Raw genomic sequence first — 15,410 nt, 5'->3', positions numbered from 1 at the left:
ACCGCCGTGACCAATCCGTTCGAGGACCCCGAGGGCCGCTACCTCGTGCTCGTCAACGACGAGGGGCAGCACTCGCTGTGGCCCGTGTTCGCCGAGGTGCCCGCCGGGTGGGCGATCGCGCACCCCGAGGACACCCGCGAGGCGTGCCTGGAGTACGTCGAGCGCAACTGGACCGACCTGCGCCCGCGCAGCCTGGTCGAGGCCATGGAGGGGCGGTCCGGCACGTGACCAGCGGTGTCGCCGCCCCGGCCCTGCCGTTCGACCCCGCCGAGGAGATGGCGGGGCCGGGGTTCCGCGCCGACCCGTACCCGTTCTACGCGGTGATGCGCGAGCGCGCCCCCGTGCACCGGGTGCGCGGGGCGTGGCTGATCAGCAGGTGCGCCGACGTCGAGGCGGCCCTGGCCGACCCGAGGATGTCCAGCGACCGCGACCGGATGACCGCGGCGCTGGGCTCGGGCAGCCCGGTGGTGCGGGAGCTGAGCAGGCTCACCGCCCGGCTGGGGCGGGTCATGTCCAACACCGACGCGCCCGAGCACTCGCGGTTGCGGCGGCTGGTCAGCCGGGGGTTCACCGCCCGGCGGGTGGAGCGGCTGCGCGGGGACGTGCAGCGGGTGGTCGACGGGCTGCTCGACGGGGCCGGGTCCGAGCTGGACGTGGTCGGGGACCTGGCGATGCCGCTGGCGAGCGCGGTGATCTGCGAGCTGTTCGCCGTGCCCGAGGCCGACCGGCCGCGCGTGCACGGCTGGTTCGCGGTGCTGCGGGACCTGCTCGCCGACGTCGCGCGGTCCGAGCAGGTCGTCGGCGAGTTCCACGAGTACCTGTCGTGGCTGGCCGCGCGGCGGCGGGAGCAGCCGGGGCAGGACGTGGTCAGCGCGCTCGTCGCGGCGCAGGCCGAGGACGACCGGCTCACCGAGGAGGAGCTGCTGTCCACCTGCTACGTGATCATCACGGCCGGGGACGAGACCACCACGCACCTGATCGGCAACGGGGTGCTCGCGCTGCTGCGCCACCCCGAGCAGCTCGCGCTGCTGCGCGCCCGGCCCGACCTGGTGGGCCGGGCGGTGGACGAGTGCGCCCGCTACGACTCGCCCACCCAGGTCATCACCCGCGTGCTCGCGGCCGACCTCGAACTGGGCGGGCAGCTGCTGCGGGAGGGGGACATCGCCTACCTGGGGCTCGCCTCGGCCAACCGCGACCCCCGGCGGCACGCCGACCCCGACCTGTTCGACCTCGCCCGGTCCGGGCGGGGGAGCCTGGCGTTCGGGCACGGGCCGCACTTCTGCCTGGGCGCGTCGCTGGCCCGGCTGGAGGTGGAGCTGGCGATCGGGTCGCTGGTGCGCGCCTCGCCGGGGCTGCGGCTGCGGGGGGACGGGCTGGAGTGGCACCGGAACCCGTTGCAGCGCAAGCTCATCGCCCTCCCCGTGGTCCGCTGGGACGCCCCGCTGTCGTCGCCGTCGAGAGGAACGCCGTGCCCCGTGAGCTGACCATCACCGAGGAGCAGGAGCTGGCGCACCCGCCCGAGCGGGTGTGGCGGGCGATCGCCACCGGAGCCGGGAACCTGGGGTGGCTGTACCCCATGGAGGTCGAACCGGGCGTCGGCGGCGCGGTGTCGCGCGGCGGCGCCGAGGTGGTCGAGTGGGAGCCGCCGCACCGGTTCGCCTGCCGCGCCGGGGACGGGAACGGGTTCTCCACCACCCTGAGCTACCGGCTCGACGGGGTGGGCGGGGGCGTGCGGCTGCGCGCGGGCATCCACTGGGTGCACGAGGGCGAGCCGGACGAGGGCTGGGAGGCGCGGGGGGACGCGGCGGCGCGGTACGCCGGGTTCTACCACCACAGCCTCGCCGAGTACCTGGGGCACTTCGACGGGCGGCCCGCGACCTACGTGCGGGCGGCGCGGGAGCGGGTCGGGACGGGGCAGCTGGGGATCGTCGCGGACGCGCTCGGACTGGCGCGCCGGGACGTGGCTGGCTGCCCGGTCCGGTTGGCGCCGGTGGGGCTGGAGCCGCTGGAGGGGGTGCTGGACTACCGGGACGAGGACTTCATCGGGGTCCGCACCCCCGACGGGCTCTACCGGTTCTTCGGCGGCGACCGCTGGCGGTGGCCGACCTGGGTGGCGCACCACCTGTTCGCGCCGGGCGTCGACGGCGAGGCCGAGGCGCGGCGGTGGCAGGCGTGGCTGGACGGCCTGCCGGAGCACGCCGGGGGTGAGGTCCGTGGCTGACCGGGTGGTGTACTCGGCCGAGCTGGTCGAGGTCGGCGGCGGGTACGAGCTGACCGTGACCGACCACGGCAGCGGGGTGGTGCGGACGGCGCGGATCAAGGAGAGCGTGGTGAAGCGGCTGCCGGTGCTCCTGGAGAAGCTGGCGGCGCAGCACGGGGCGACCGCGCGGTGACCGAGGGTTCCGCGCGCGCCGGACGTGCGTGCCGGGCGTGCGCGCGGAACCCCCGGCGTCTCAGGAGCCCGGCGCGCCCGAGGGCCGGTGCCTGCCGTACGGCACCGCCGCGATCAGGGTCACCCGGATCGTGGCCCCGTTCGGCGCCCGGTAGTCGCGGCGCTCGCCGGGGCGCGCCCCGGTCAGCGCGGCCCCCAGCGGCGACTCCGGCGAGTACACCTCCAGGTCGCCGTGCTCCACCGCGCGCATCCCCAGCAGGAACGTCTCGGTGTCGTCGAAGTCGTCGTAGCGCACCGTCAGCACCATGCCCGGCTCGGCCACGCCGTCGTCCGGCGGGTCCTCGCCGATCACGGCGTGGTTGAGCAGGTCCTGGACCTCCCGGATCCGCTCCTCGCGCTCGGTCCTGCGCAGCAGCGCGCTCTCCGGGTCGTCGGTCGGGGCCGAGTTCCCGGCGAACAGGCCCGCGAGCTCCGCGCGCAGCCGCTCGTGGGTGTGCGGGGTCAACCAGACCCGCCGTGCGGTGGTCATGTCGAGTACCTCCGTGGGGTGAACAACGAGAAGGAGCCGTCCGGCCGCGCCCCGTGGGGGAGCGCGGCCGGACGGCGTTCGGGCAGGAGCGGGGGTCAGCGCAGCGGGTCGAACGGGCGCAGCGCCTCCGGCTGCTTCCCGGTGGTGATCTGCTCCGCCAGCAGCCGCCCGGTCACCGGGCCCTGGGCGAAGCCCCACATGCCGTGGCCGCCCGCGACGTGCACGGTCGGCTCCCTGGTCGCGCCGATCAGGGCGCGGCCGTCCGGGGTCACCGGGCGCGAGCCGACCCACACGTCGTGCCGCTCCCGCCAGCGGACCCCGTCCAGCAGCGGCTCGGCCGAGGCGGCGATCGCCTCCAGGCGGGCGTGGACGCCGGGGGCGTCCGGCGGGCGGAACTCCATCGTCCCGGCCACGCGCAGCCCGTCCCGGTGCGGGGTGCACGCCACGCGCACCCCCGGCAGGTAGATCGGGCCGGGGACCGGGCGGTCCACCGGGACGGTGAACGAGTAGCCGCGACCGGCCCGCACCGGGGTGCGCACGCCCCAGCGGCGGGCCAGCGCGGGCAGCCAGGCGCCGGTGGCCAGCACGACCACCTCGCCGTGCACGGACGGGCCGCTGCGCGGGTGGACGGTCGCGCCCCGGCTGTACGGGCGCACGTCCGCCACCTCGAACCGGTGGACCGCCGCGCCGCGCGCCACCACCGCCCGGCCCAGCGCCTGGGTGAACGCGCCGGGGTCGGCGTAGCGCTGCCCGTTCACCCGCACGGCCGCCGTCAGCGCCGACGACGCCAGGGGCACGTGGGAGCGCAGTTCGTCGCGGGTGAGGAGGGTGTGGTCGACGGGCTGCCCGGCGTCGGCCATCCTGGCGAACTCGCGCAGCAGCGACCGGGCCTGCGCGGGGTTCGCGAAGGCCGCCGTGATCGGGGCCCCGGTGGTGGGGGCGTCCACGCCGTTCGCGGTCAGCACGTCGTACGCCTCGGCCGACTCGGCGTTGAGCGGCGCGTTCGCCCGCACCGCGCGCGTCCACGACGGCCAGTGGCAGTTCGCCGCGAACGCCGCCAGGAACGACCACAGCCCCGGATCGGCCGTGGGCGGGATGCTCAGCGGGGCGCTCGGGCTCAGCAGCGCGCGCAGGCCGTGGCGCAGCACGGACGGCTCGTTGAGCGGGATCGCCAGACCCGGCGCGACCCAGCCCGCGTTGCCCCAGGACGCGCCCGCGGCGACCCCGTCGCGGTCCACCACGGTGACCTCGACGCCGCGCTCCTGCAGGAACCACGCCGTCGACAGGCCCACGATCCCCGCGCCCACCACGACCGCCGAACGCGGTCCGCCGTCGATGACCGACACGACCACCTCCACACCCGAGCACACCCGACGACCCTCGTCCCGGTCAGCATCACCCGGCGCTCGGGTGGGCGCGTTGTCCGGAACGGACAATCGGGGAGGGGGTTCTTGTCGGGATCCACAGTCGGGCCGGAATTCGTGGGCGGGGCAGGACGGGGCAGGGCAGGACGGGGGCGGGCCGGGGCGAGGCGGCGGAGACAAGGTGGGGCGGGGCAGGCCGGGGGTGGGGCTGGCGAGATGGGGCCGGGCGGGGCGAGGTGGAGCGGGGCTGGGCTGCTGGCCGGTCCGGGGCGGCTGTTGTGCCCAGGGCGGTTGCCGGGGGTGGGCTGGCTCTTCGGGTGCGGGACGACCGCCGGGCGCGGGACGACGCCGGGGGCGGTCAGGCGGTCGGGTCGGCGTCCGGATCGTCGCCGCCCGGATCGCCGCCCGGATCGGTGGCGGCCAGGGCGATCGTCATGGCCAGCCGCTTGCGCGGGTCGTCCAGGTCCAGCGCGGTCACCTCGGCCATCTTGCGCAGCCGGTACCGGACCGTGTTCGGGTGCACGTCCAGGCGCGCGCCCGCCGCCACCAGGTCGCCCTGGGACTCCAGCCAGGCGCGCAGCGTCGGCACGTGCCGCGTCCCGCGCTCCCGGTCGTGCCCGCGCAGCTCGGCCACCGGGCCGCGCGCCGGGACCCGGCCGGTGCGGGCGGCGGCGCGCAGGCGTTGCAGGAGGATGTCGTCCCAGGACTCGTCGTACGCGGGCGGCTCGGAGCCCGCCCGCCTGCTCTCGTGCAGGGCCAGGCACTCGTCGGCCTCCTGCCTGCTCGCGGGCAGCTGCGCCGCCGAGGCCACCCCGCCGATCCCGGCCGTCACCACCACCCGCCGGGGCAGCGCGGCGCGGATGCCCGCGACCCAGGCGCGGGCCGCGTCCGCCGCGTCGCCGGGCAGCAGGGTGTACAGGGTGCTGCCCGCCAGGGTGCTGCGGCCCGGCCGGGACCAGCCGAAACCAGTGGTGGCGCGCTCGAACGCCAGCAGCAGCGCGGCGTGCCGCTCGCCCGCCTCCCGCGCCCGCAGCGCGACCACGCGCAGCTCGCCCTGCGGCAGGCCCAGCCCGCTGAGCGCGGTGGCGGCGTCGGCGGTGCCCTCCAGCAGCCGCAGCGCCAGGTCCGACTCGACCTGCCGCTCCAGGTCGGCGCTCGCGCGCAGCCGCAGCAGGTGCAGCGCGACCGTGCGCGCCCCGTCCGCCAGGGCCGTGCCGCGCGCGCCGGTGAGCGGGTCGCCGCAGGTCACCCAGACCGAACCGAGCAGCTCGCGGCCCGCCCGCACCGCCACCACCATGCGCCCGGCCAGGCCGTGTCCGGCGTCCGGGGCCACGAACAGCGGCTCGTCGCGGCCCGCCAGGTGCGCGAACACGCCGCGCCGCTCGAACAGCTCCCGCAGCCCCTCGGGCACCTGCCTGCCCAGGATCGTCTCCAGGCGCGCCCGGTCCGCCCCCTCCTGGGAGTTGGAGTAGGCCAGCACGCGCGAGGAGCGGTCCTCGATCACCACGGCCCCGCCCAGCGCGCCGGACAGCCGGTCGGCGAGCGCGAACAGGTCGGTGGGGCCGCGCCCGGACTCGGTCTCCCTGCCCTCCAGCACCAGCCCGTAGACCACGCCCGCCAGCTGGCTCCACGACACCGAGGGGTCCACCAGCAGCACCGCCACGCCCCCGGCCCCGGCGAGCGCGGCGTCCCCGGCGCCGTCGTCGTGCGCCAGCACCGCGCTCGCCCCGACCTCGACCGCCCACCCCACCGCGGTGGCGACGTCGTCCGCGCCCACGGCCAGGAACACGTCCCCGCCCACCGCCCGCGCCTCGGGCTCGCGCATCACCACGCTGCGCAGCTCGGTCGAGCGCGGCACCGGGCAGCGCGCCAGCCGCACCCCGTACCCGCCCAGCACGTTCACCAGGCGGTCCAGCCTGATCATGAGCACCCCCGTCCCCGGTCGCGGGCACCCACCGTAACCGCGGCGCGCGGCGCGAGCGGGGGAGGAGCGCCCGCGGGCAGCGCCTCGGTCCGCCCGGCGCGTGTTGCACCTGCCGCAGCGGCATGTGCTGTCCTGGGGTCACCACGGCACGAAAGGCCCCGCTCGCGATGCACCTCTCCTTCACGTCCCCCCGCCAGGTCAAGATCGGCGACGCCGCCGCCTTCGCCGGAACGACCCCGAGGGCCATCCGCCACTACCACCAGATCGGCCTGCTCCCCGAGCCCGAGCGCGGCGCGGACGGCCGCCGCCGCTACGGCCACGACGACGTGATCCGCCTGCTGTGGATCCGCAAGATGGCCGACGCGGGCATCAGGCTCGACGACGTGCGGGCCGCGTTCGACGAGACCCGCGACGTCGAGCAGGGCCTGGAAGGGCTGGAGCGGGCGCTGGCCGCCAGGGAGGCGGAGATCGCGCGCCAGCGCGCGGCCGTCCAGCGCCTGCGGGCCGTGGGCAGCCCGCTGGGATTGCTCTCGGACCCGGTGACCGACCTGCTCGGCCACCTGCCGCCCGGCGCGCTGCGCCGCTCCGACCTGGAGACCCTGCTGGTCACCGAGCGGGTCTTCGGCCCGCTGGGCGCCGCCGTCCAAGCCACGTCGTTCGTCGTGCTGGCCACCCACCCCGAGCTGCGGGCCGAGGAGGACCGGCTCGACGCGGCCGAGGCCGGGCTCGACGAGGGCGTCGACCCCGACGACCCGCTCGTGGAGCAGATCGCCAGGCAGCGGTGCGCCCACCTGCAGGCCGTGCACCGGGCCGCCGAGGCCGCCGGGCTGGACGAGGGGGTCGACGCGCTGTTCGACACCTACGAGGACCCGGACGAGGGCGAGGAGCGGGAGATGGGCGCCTTCCAGGCGTTCACCAAGATGCCGTACGACTTCTCCCCGGCCCGGACGCGCTGCCTCCAGCGCGCGGGGGAGCTCTTCGGGCAGAGCCTGGTGGACCGCTGACGCCCGGCGGCCCACCCGCGACGCGCCGGTGGGCCGCGCCCGCGCCGCCCCGCGCTGCGGTCCCTCCCGCCCACCGGGCATGATCACCCGGCGCGGCGCCCGAGCGGCGGGGCCGGGGAGGGGGAGCGCCTTGTCCACGCGTCGACTGCTCGTCACCGGCGCCAGCGGCGCGGGCACCACCACCCTCGGGCGGGTGCTGGCCGCCCGGTGGCACGTGCCGCACGCCGACCTGGACGACTACTTCTGGCTGCCCACCGACCCGCCCTACACCGACAAGCGGCCCGAGGCCGAGCGGCTGCGGCTGATGGGCGAGGTGTTCCTGCCGCGTCCCGCGTGGGTGATGTCCGGGGCGCCGATGGGGTGGGGCGAGAGCCTGGTCCCGCTGCTGGACGCCGTCGTGCTGCTGACCCTGGACCCCGAGGTCCGCCTGCGCCGGATCACCGACCGCGAGGGGGAGCGCCGCCTCACCCCGCTCGAACCCGGCGGTCCCGACGAGGCGGCGTTCCACGACTTCCTGGACTGGGCGCGCGGCTACGACGACCCGGAGTTCGACGGCCGCAGCCTGGCGCGGCACGAGCGCTGGCTGGCCGGGATGTCCTGCCCGGTGCTGCGCCTGGACAGCGCCAGGCCGGTCGACGCGCTCGCGGACGCGGTCGACGACCTGCTCGCCTGAACCGGCGCCTGCCTGCACCAGGGCAGGCCTGCCCCCCGGCCCGTCTCACGCCCGCAGGCGCGCCAGCACCTCGCCCGGCTCGCGCGGGCGCTCCGGGCCGCCCACCGGCAGGCCCGCCTCGCGCAGCAGCCGCACCTGCCACGGCGGCTCCAGCCCGGCCGCCGCCAGCAGCGGCGCGTCGCCGAGCAGGTCGGCCGGGTCGCCCTGGCGCAGCCGGTGGTCGGCCAGCAGCGCCACCTCGTCGGCCCACCGCCACGCCAGGTCCACGTCGTGCGTGGACATCACCACCGTCGTCCCCGCCGCCCGCAGCTCCTCCAGGGTGCCCAGCAGCGCCGCCGCCCCGCTCGGGTCGAGCCCGGCGGTCGGCTCGTCCAGCAGCAGCACGGCCGGGCGCATCGCCAGCGCGCCCGCCAGCGCCACCCGCTTGCGCTGCCCGAACGACAGGTGGTGCACCGGGCGGTCGACCAGGTCGGGGATCCGCAGCGCGGCCAGCACCCCCGCCACCCGCTCCGCCACCTCCGCCTCGCCCAGCCCCAGGTTCACCGGGCCGAACGCCACGTCCTGGAACACGTCGGCCGAGAACAGCTGGTCGTCCGGGTCCTGGAGCACCAGCTGCACGTGCTGCCGGTGCGCGGTCAGCGCGCGCCTGCCCCGCCCCAGCGGCGTCCCGCCCGCCAGGACCTGCCCGGACGTGGGGCGCAGCGCCCCGGACAGGCAGCGCAGCAGGGTCGACTTGCCCGCGCCGTTCGCGCCCATCAGCGCCAGCCGCGTCCCCGCGCCCACCCGCAGGTCGACCTCGCGCAGCACGCCGGGCGCGTCCCGGTAGTCGACCGTGACGCCCCGCGCCTCCAGCACGCTCACCACGCCGGGCCCAGCAGCGACAGCAGCGCGCAGGCCAGCACGAGCGCGGCCCCCGCGGCGACGAACGGGCGGCTCACCGGGCGCCTGCGCGGCGCGCCGAACCCGGCCGAGGTCGAGCCCCGGCCGGACAGCCCCGCCTCCAGGCGCCGCGCGCCGGTCCAGGCCCGGATGAGCGTGGCCGCGCCGAGCGCGCCGACGCTGCGCCGGGCCGCGCGGGCGTCGCGGTAGCCGAGGCGGGCGGCCTGGGTCTCGCGCACGCGGGCCTGCGCGTCCAGCAGCCCGAACAGCATCCGGTAGACCACCCCGGCGATCTCGGCCAGCACGCCCAGACCGGGCACCCGGCTCAGGCTCGCGAGCAGGTGCGGCATCGGGGTGGTGGCGGCCAGCAGCAGCACCGCCGCGGAGGTCGACACCGCCCGCGCCGCGACCCGCGCGCCGCGCAGCGCCGACGCCTCCGTCACCACCAGCGGCCCCCACGTGAGCAGGGGCGCGCCCGCGGCGCCGAAGGTCACCACGATCCCGAGCACGCCCAGCGCGACGAACACGACCGGCGCGGCCAGCGCCGCGGCCCAGGCGCGCGGCGTGACGCCGGCGAGCGCGCACGCGCACACCGACGCGGCCAGCAGCACCAGCGCGGCGCCGACCGGGCCGCGCCCGGTCAGCGCCACGGCGGCGAGACCACCCGACAGCACGGCCTTCTCCGCCGTCGAGCGGTCCCGCCAGGTGCTGCCCCACGCGGCGTCGTCGAGCGACAGCCGCGCCACGTCAGGCGCCGCCGCCCGGTGGCGGGGTCTCGTCCGGCGCGCTGCCGGGGAGCGCCTCGCCGGGCGCCCGGTCGCCCAGGTGCTTGCGGCGCTCGCGGAACGTGCCGAGCGCGAACCCGAGCAGCCCGGCGCCGAGCGCGGCCTGGAGCGCGAACAGGCCGGACTCGACCTCGCCGCCCGGCTGCGTCCACAGCGGCTCGAACCACGGCTCGTAGTCCGGGGCCGACTCCTCGATCTGCTCGGTGGCGGTGGCGTCGGTGCCGCCGAACTCGCCCTTGCCCGTCCCGAGCGCCAGCGCGACCGCGAACACCGCGACCGAGGCCAGCACCAGCAGCACGTTCGTCGTGGTCCTACGCATCGCGCCTCACCCCTGCCAGCGACGGGTCCTCGTCGCGGTCGCGCCCGAACCCGAGCCCGCGCAGCTCGGGGCCCGCCCAGGTGCGCAGGGCGTTCAGCAGCAGCACGCCGATCATGCCCTCGACGATCGCGAGCGGGACCTGGGTGAGCGCGAACAGGCTCAGGAACCGGCCCCACGCGCCGACGAAGCCCGCGCCGTCGTCGGGGAAGGCGATGGCGAGCTGGGTCGCGGTGGTGACGTAGGTGGCGAGGTCGGCGACGGCGACGCCGCAGAACACGGCCACGCCCCACGGCGCCCGCTTGAGCAGCCGGTACGCGGCGTACCCGGCCCACGGGCCGACCACGGCCATGGACATCACGTTGGCGCCCAGCGTGGTCAGCCCGCCGTGGGCGAGCAGCAGCGCCTGGAACACCAGCACGACCGTGCCCAGCGCCGCCATGACCGGCGGCCGGAAGACGATCGCGCCCTCACCGGTGCCGGTGGGGTGGGAGGAGCTGCCCGTCACGGACGGCAGCTTGATCGCGGACAGCACGAACGAGTAGGCGCCCACCGCGCCCAGCAGCAGCCGGGACTCGGGGTGCTCGGCGACGGTCCGCTTGATCTCGCGGACCCCGTGGACGACGAACGGCGCTGCCGCCACCGTCCACGCCGCCGCGTGGACTGGGGGCAGGAAGCCCTCGGCAATGTGCATCGGCACACCTTTCCGGGATGACGCGTCCCGATAGGAGGTACCGAGCCCCGTGAGTTCCTGGCTCGCGGATCGTCGATCCGCTCACAGTGGCGCGACCGCTCCGGTGTTGCACCGGATTCCTCGGTTGACGCTCGGCGGCGGAAGGCTAACACCGATTTCACCTCGCGCTTGCGGGCGCGGACCGTGATCTTGCTCCCCCGCACGTCGGGGCCGTCGCGCGGGGGTGGGCGGGTGTTCGGACTGCCGCAGCGCGGGCAGCGCGGGCAGCGCGGGGCGGGCAGTGCGGGGGGAGTCGGCGCGGGGGATTCGGCGCGGTGCGGTCAGCCGAGGGCGGCCAGCACCGCCCGGTAGGTCGCGTCCGGGTCCCCGTCCACGACCGGGACGACCACGGCGCGGGGGCGGGTCCCGAGCAGCGCGGTGAGCCGGTGGTGCAGGGCGGCGACCTCGGCGGCGCCGTCGTGCCGCTGCTCCTCGGGGGCGCCGGTCTCGCGCTCGGCGTAGCGGCGCAGGGCGTTGTCCTCGCCGTCGAGCAGGACGATCTCGTGGAACACCGCGCCGGTCGCGTGCGCCAGGCCCTCCAGCTCGGCGAGGAACTCGGGGCGGGCGACGAGCTGGGGGACGACCACGTCGTGCCCGGCGGCGAGGTGGGTGCGCGCGGCGGCGAGCGCGATCGCGCGGGCCAGCAGCCCGGCCTCCCGGCGGGCGTCCCGCCAGCGGCCGATCAGGGCGCGGACCAGGTCGACGTCCAGGTCGAGCGCCAGGGGGTGCTCGTCGGCGTACCGCCGCGCCACCGTCGACTTGCCGCACGCGGGCGGGCCGTTGAGCAGGATCAGCCGGGGCACCCGGTCGAGGCTAGCCCGCGTCGGGGCTGCCGGTGCCCGGACGGGCGCGCGCCTGGGCCAGTGCCGCGTGCCGGGCGGCCCACTCGCGCTCGGCGACCACGAGGGCCCGCTCCAGCGTCCCGACGAACTCCGCCCGGCGCACCGGGGCCGCCGCGAGCGCTCCGGGGCCGTCGTCGTCGTGCACCCGGCAGGCGAGGTGGAGCAGGTCCCCGTCGGGGAAGGCGAACGCCAGCGCGGGGTCGGTGCACTCGCCCCAGTCCAGGAACCGGAACCCCGCGAACCGCTGCCCGGCCTCGGCCTCCACCGCCCCCGCGCCCTCGTCCATCCAGCCCTCGGCCAGCCGGAACGCCTCCACCGCCGAGGTGAACCCCTCGGGCCGCGCGGCCGGTTCGCGGAAGCGGCGGATCTCGTCCCCCAGCTTCTTCACCAGCAGCGGCGGGTAGAACGCGTTGTCCCACGCGTCCACGTGCAGCCCGGCGACGAACACGTCCACGCACAGCAGTCCGGGGTCCCGCTCCACGTGGAACTCCAACCCGAACCCGTCCCGCGACCCGAACACCGCGTCCCCTCCCCGCACACCGCGCCCCTGCGACCTGCCCGAACCAGGGGGGATCATCCCGCCGCCGGGCTCAGCCCCGCAGGCGGGCCACCACCGCCTCCGCCACCACCACGTCCTCCCACGGCATCCCCGAGCTCTTGAACACCACCGGCCGGTCCGCCGACAGCTCCGCGCGACCGGTCACCACGTCCGCCATGGGGATCAGGTCGGCTTCGGCCAGGTCCGTCTCGGCGATCGCCATCACCACGTCGCCGCCCTCGCGCAGCGCGGTCGCCACGTCCTCCACCACCACCTGCGCCCGCCCCACCAGCGCCCCGTCGACCTCGCGGCGGTCGGGGTCGTGGGAGCCCACGGCGATCACCACCACGTCGGGCCTGGCCAGGCCCGAGTCGAAGACCGGGGTGCCGGAGCCGGTCGCGCACACCACCACGTGCGCCCGCGCCACCGCCTCGGCCGCCTCCGGCGACCCGGCCGCCACCAGCGCCGCGCCCTCCCGCAGGGCGCCGGTCACGGCGGACGGGTCGCGCACCACGTGGGTGACCGCCCCCAGCGGGCGGTGGCCCTCGATCACCCCGGCCACGGTGTCCACGTGGCCGGTGCCCTGCGGTCCGGCGCCGAACACGGTCAGGTGCAGCGGGCCGGTCTCGCGCAGCAGCGCGGGGCGGACCGCCGCCACCGACACCGCCGGGGTGCGCAGGGTGGTGAGCGCGGTGCCGTCCAGCAGCGCTCGCGGGGTGAGGGTGGCCGCGTCGAACAGCACGTACACGCCCTGGATGCGCGGCAGGCCCCGCTCCGGGTTGGCCGGGGCGACGGTGGCCACCTTCACCCCGACCGCGCCCGCCGTCTCGGCGGGCATCAGCAGCAGCTGCCCCGACGCCACGTCCAGGATGCCGCGCCTGGGCCCGACCGCCGGGTCCAGGCCCGCCCGCAGCGCCTCCTCGACCGCGGCCACCGCGCCCGCCGGGGTGAGCGCCTCCCCGATCCGCTCGGCGGTGACGTGGGCGAGGGTGGCGCTCATCGGGGGTTCCTCCGAAAGTCCGATTCCAGCCGGGACGTGACGGCCCCATGCAAGACACCCGAACGGGGGAAGTCAAGCCGTCCGCGCGGTCGCCCCGGCCGCGCGGACCCCGACCTCACGGCGCCGTGTCGCGCAGCACGAACCGCAGCTCCGAGGTGTACACCTCCCCCCGGTCGTCGGTCAGCCACGCCTGCTCCGGCGTCGGCAGCATCTCCACCACCGTCAGCCGCGCCGCCCCGTCCGCCCTGGCCAGCCTGCGCACGGCCTTCGCCAGCAGCGTCACCGACGCCGGGCTGTCGAAGTCCGCGAACACCGGGCGCGGCTCGGTCGGCGAGGTGAAGAACACGAACCTCGGCAGCCCCCGCTCCGCCCGCCACGCCCGCGCCGCCGCGAAGCGGGCCGGTTCCGTGCGCGCGTCCGCGAAGTCCAGCTCCGCCACCGGGAACCGCCACGTCTCCCGCGACACCACCAGCGGCCCCACGCTCACCCTCGGCGTGTGGTCGGCCTCCGGCAGCACCCGGAACCCGTCCACCACCAGCGTGGTCAGCACGTGCGAGAACACGTCCGCCACCGGGAACACCGCCCCGTCCGGCAGCACCGCCACCAGCTCCTCGCCGCGCAGCTCCACCCGCACGTCCGCGCTGCGCGGAGTCCGGGGCCGTCGCGGGTCGGCGGTGTCGTCCACCAGCGCCACGCAGTAGTCCTCCGGCCGCACCAGGCTCTGCCGCACCCGCGAGGACAGCCGCGCCTTGTGCTCCTTCGGCAGCAGCGGCAGCAGCCTCGGCCCCGGCACGTCCCGCGTGGTCAGCTCCACCAGCTCCGGCGGATCGGGGTGCTGGTCCAGGTACAGGGAGGCGCCCAGGGTGTTCATGGCCACGTGCAGCTCGCCCAGCACCAGGCCGAACTCCCCGCGCCGCACCGCGTCCGCGCCCGCCGCCGCGATCATCACGTCCGGGCTCAGGTAGCGGGCCGCGTTCCAGCCGCCGCCGGGCGAGGCGAACGCCGCGTTCGCCCGCGCCGACACCTCGGCCAGCTCCAGCCGCACCTCGCGCGCGCCCTCCGGCAGGTCCAGCACCTCCGCCCAGCGCCGCCAGAACTCCGCCCGCAGCTCCGCCAGCGCCACACCCGCGTCCCGGTGCAGCACGGGCATGCAGGCGAACCAGAACGTCGCCAGGTCGACCGGGCCCGACGCGTCGAACACCCGCCGCGCCCCCTCCAGCACCCGCCGCGCCAGCGACGAGGTCAACCAGGCCGCGCTGACCAGCAGCGGCTCCAGCGCCGCCAACCCGTCCAGCACCCGACCGCCCAGCCGCACGGTCGCCGAGCGGCGGCAGTCCGAGTGCGCGAGCGCCCGGCCCGGCGCGGTCGACCCGCCCTTCTCGCGGGCCGCCGCGGTCGCGGTCAGCTCCTCGAACCTGCGCTCCAGCGCGGACATCGCCTCGACCAGGGCGTCCGAGGTGGACGCCGAGGCGATCCGGTCGCGCCCGCGCTCCAGCTCGTCCAGCGCGGCCAGGCCGGGCGCGGCCAGCTCGTCCGGCACGCCCTCCAGCCACGCCCGCAGCGCGCGCTCCGGGTGCGCCCCGGCCGGGACCTCCAGGCGCCGCACCAGGTACCGGCGGCGCTCCAGCTCCACCAGGTCCCCGCCGACGTCGCGGCCCAACCGCCCGGACAGCTCGACCACCGCCCGCGTGCCGTCGCACAGCGCCAGCAGCTCCAGCAGCGGCGCGGCCAGCGGCTTCGGCGCGCAACCGGGCAGCGCCACCTCGCCGTCGCCCAGCCGCACGAACGGCACCCGGCGCGGCGCGATCCACGGCGCGAGCGCGGGGTCCTCGCCGAGCGCGCGGGCCAGCGCGTCGACCGCCCAGCTCGCGAAGTGCACGCTCGTGCTCGCGACCAGGCCCTCGCCGGGGTCGACCGCCACGCCGTCGACCGCGTCGTCCAGCCTGCCCCAGCCGACCGGGCCGAAGAAGCCGATGGTGTCGTTCTTGACGCAGAACCGCTGCCAGTAGTGCGAGATCAGCTCCTCGCGCTGGCGGGTGCGGCTGGCCCGCCCGTCACCCGGCTCCCACTCCAGGAACGGCCGCACCGCCCGGCCCAGCACCGCCCGGTTCTGCCAGGCGATGGCGCTCTGGAACGCCTCGCCGCCCGCGATGTCGCGCAGCTCCAGCGCCGACTTGACCGCCTCGGCCTCGAACGCGGCCTCGAACGCCTTCCACTCCGCGCCCTGCCGCGACCGCGCCGACGCGAACCGGTCGGCGGCCAGGCCGAGGCCGTGCGGGGCCAGCCGCAGCACCCCGTCCACGGGGAAGCCCGCGCCGCGCACGCTGAACTGGTCCCACAGCCGCCACCGGCCGCCGGGGAGCGACCTGCCGCCGTCGGGGGTCGTGCTGCCGGGCGCCGTGCTGCCGGGCGTCGTGTTGTCGGTGGCCAT

17 protein-coding genes and 1 riboswitch are annotated in these 15,410 nt (G+C 77.1%); of the genes, 6 read left to right on the top strand and 11 right to left on the bottom strand.

Annotated elements, in window-relative coordinates:
- The first annotated feature begins 6 nt into the window (after positions 1–6).
- Genes CNX65_RS18220 through CNX65_RS18205 form a run of 4 tightly spaced genes read left to right on the top strand, consistent with a single transcriptional unit; the run spans position 7 to position 2,393 of the window.
- Positions 7–228: an MbtH family protein gene (locus tag CNX65_RS18220; protein WP_096494644.1), complete on the top strand. Its 222-nt coding sequence runs from the start codon at positions 7–9 to the stop codon at positions 226–228.
- Positions 225–1,484, top strand: a complete 1,260-nt coding sequence (locus CNX65_RS18215) for a cytochrome P450 (RefSeq protein ID WP_096494642.1) — start codon at positions 225–227, stop codon at positions 1,482–1,484. Before CNX65_RS18220 ends, CNX65_RS18215 begins: the two co-directional genes overlap by 4 nt.
- Positions 1,469–2,221 carry an SRPBCC family protein gene (locus CNX65_RS18210; protein ID WP_096494640.1) on the top strand — a complete coding sequence of 251 codons (753 nt, stop codon included), beginning with the start codon at positions 1,469–1,471 and terminating at the stop codon, positions 2,219–2,221. Before CNX65_RS18215 ends, CNX65_RS18210 begins: the two co-directional genes overlap by 16 nt.
- Positions 2,214–2,393 (top strand): hypothetical protein, encoded by a 180-nt coding sequence (locus tag CNX65_RS18205; protein ID WP_096494638.1) that lies wholly within the window; start codon positions 2,214–2,216, stop codon positions 2,391–2,393. Before CNX65_RS18210 ends, CNX65_RS18205 begins: the two co-directional genes overlap by 8 nt.
- Before the next feature lie 60 nt (positions 2,394–2,453).
- Here the strand turns inward: CNX65_RS18205 and CNX65_RS18200 are convergent, their stop codons facing one another.
- From CNX65_RS18200 to CNX65_RS18190, 3 genes are all read right to left on the bottom strand, one after another.
- Complete coding sequence (locus tag CNX65_RS18200) at positions 2,454–2,921, bottom strand: GreA/GreB family elongation factor (RefSeq protein ID WP_096494636.1); 468 nt, start codon at positions 2,919–2,921, stop codon at positions 2,454–2,456.
- Between the two features lie 95 nt (positions 2,922–3,016).
- Entirely contained in the window at positions 3,017–4,267 is a 1,251-nt protein-coding gene (locus tag CNX65_RS18195) for an NAD(P)/FAD-dependent oxidoreductase (RefSeq protein WP_232519895.1), read from the bottom strand.
- 376 nt (positions 4,268–4,643) lie between these two features.
- Positions 4,644–6,209, bottom strand: coding sequence for a PucR family transcriptional regulator (locus tag CNX65_RS18190; protein ID WP_096497856.1), 1,566 nt, complete (start codon positions 6,207–6,209; stop codon positions 4,644–4,646).
- 167 nt (positions 6,210–6,376) lie between these two features.
- Between CNX65_RS18190 and CNX65_RS18185 the strand changes: the two genes are divergently transcribed.
- Together CNX65_RS18185 and CNX65_RS18180 are read left to right on the top strand one after the other, a co-directional pair.
- Positions 6,377–7,213 carry a MerR family transcriptional regulator gene (locus CNX65_RS18185; protein ID WP_096494634.1) on the top strand — a complete coding sequence of 279 codons (837 nt, stop codon included), beginning with the start codon at positions 6,377–6,379 and terminating at the stop codon, positions 7,211–7,213.
- A gap of 130 nt (positions 7,214–7,343) precedes the next feature.
- Complete coding sequence (locus CNX65_RS18180; protein WP_096494632.1) at positions 7,344–7,886, top strand: ATP-binding protein; 543 nt, start codon at positions 7,344–7,346, stop codon at positions 7,884–7,886.
- Between the two features lie 45 nt (positions 7,887–7,931).
- On the opposite strand, the gene CNX65_RS18175 is transcribed toward CNX65_RS18180, so the two are convergent.
- The 8 genes from CNX65_RS18175 to CNX65_RS18140 all read right to left on the bottom strand — a co-directional run bounded on the left by CNX65_RS18175 (position 7,932) and on the right by CNX65_RS18140 (position 15,410).
- Complete coding sequence (locus CNX65_RS18175; protein WP_096497855.1) at positions 7,932–8,747, bottom strand: energy-coupling factor ABC transporter ATP-binding protein; 816 nt, start codon at positions 8,745–8,747, stop codon at positions 7,932–7,934.
- On the bottom strand, positions 8,744–9,511 hold the full coding sequence (gene cbiQ, locus CNX65_RS18170; protein WP_096494630.1) for a cobalt ECF transporter T component CbiQ: 768 nt from the start codon (positions 9,509–9,511) through the stop codon (positions 8,744–8,746). Before cbiQ ends, CNX65_RS18175 begins: the two co-directional genes overlap by 4 nt.
- A gap of 1 nt (position 9,512) precedes the next feature.
- Positions 9,513–9,869 (bottom strand): energy-coupling factor ABC transporter substrate-binding protein, encoded by a 357-nt coding sequence (locus tag CNX65_RS18165; RefSeq protein WP_096494628.1) that lies wholly within the window; start codon positions 9,867–9,869, stop codon positions 9,513–9,515.
- Positions 9,862–10,560 (bottom strand): energy-coupling factor ABC transporter permease, encoded by a 699-nt coding sequence (locus CNX65_RS18160; RefSeq protein ID WP_096494626.1) that lies wholly within the window; start codon positions 10,558–10,560, stop codon positions 9,862–9,864. Before CNX65_RS18160 ends, CNX65_RS18165 begins: the two co-directional genes overlap by 8 nt.
- 31 nt (positions 10,561–10,591) lie before the next feature.
- Positions 10,592–10,715: riboswitch (cobalamin riboswitch) on the bottom strand.
- Between the two features lie 165 nt (positions 10,716–10,880).
- On the bottom strand, positions 10,881–11,402 hold the full coding sequence (locus CNX65_RS18155; protein WP_096494624.1) for an AAA family ATPase: 522 nt from the start codon (positions 11,400–11,402) through the stop codon (positions 10,881–10,883).
- Positions 11,403–11,412: 10 nt separating this feature from the next.
- Positions 11,413–11,979, bottom strand: a complete 567-nt coding sequence (locus CNX65_RS18150; protein WP_232519894.1) for a hypothetical protein — start codon at positions 11,977–11,979, stop codon at positions 11,413–11,415.
- 52 nt (positions 11,980–12,031) lie between these two features.
- On the bottom strand, positions 12,032–12,979 hold the full coding sequence (locus tag CNX65_RS18145; RefSeq protein WP_096494620.1) for an ornithine cyclodeaminase family protein: 948 nt from the start codon (positions 12,977–12,979) through the stop codon (positions 12,032–12,034).
- Between the two features lie 115 nt (positions 12,980–13,094).
- Positions 13,095–15,410: a lantibiotic dehydratase gene (locus CNX65_RS18140; RefSeq protein WP_232519893.1), complete on the bottom strand. Its 2,316-nt coding sequence runs from the start codon at positions 15,408–15,410 to the stop codon at positions 13,095–13,097.

This window comes from Actinosynnema pretiosum (assembly GCF_002354875.1).
GTDB classification, from domain to species: domain Bacteria; phylum Actinomycetota; class Actinomycetes; order Mycobacteriales; family Pseudonocardiaceae; genus Actinosynnema; species Actinosynnema auranticum.
Note: the sequence above shows the minus strand (reverse complement) of the source record. Positions and strands in the feature narration are given on the sequence as shown.

Bases quoted from the DNA above. Each gene is read 5' to 3' on its own strand.
- CNX65_RS18185 (WP_096494634.1), top strand. From the start codon at position 6,377: ATGCACCTCTCCTTCACGTCCCCCCGCCAGGTCAAGATCGGCGACGCC.
- CNX65_RS18160 (WP_096494626.1), bottom strand. From the start codon at position 10,560: ATGCACATTGCCGAGGGCTTCCTGCCCCCAGTCCACGCGGCGGCGTGG.
- CNX65_RS18190 (WP_096497856.1), bottom strand. From the start codon at position 6,209: ATGATCAGGCTGGACCGCCTGGTGAACGTGCTGGGCGGGTACGGGGTG.
- CNX65_RS18140 (WP_232519893.1), bottom strand. From the start codon at position 15,410: ATGGCCACCGACAACACGACGCCCGGCAGCACGGCGCCCGGCAGCACG.
- CNX65_RS18200 (WP_096494636.1), bottom strand. From the start codon at position 2,921: ATGACCACCGCACGGCGGGTCTGGTTGACCCCGCACACCCACGAGCGG.
- CNX65_RS18145 (WP_096494620.1), bottom strand. From the start codon at position 12,979: ATGAGCGCCACCCTCGCCCACGTCACCGCCGAGCGGATCGGGGAGGCG.
- CNX65_RS18165 (WP_096494628.1), bottom strand. From the start codon at position 9,869: ATGCGTAGGACCACGACGAACGTGCTGCTGGTGCTGGCCTCGGTCGCG.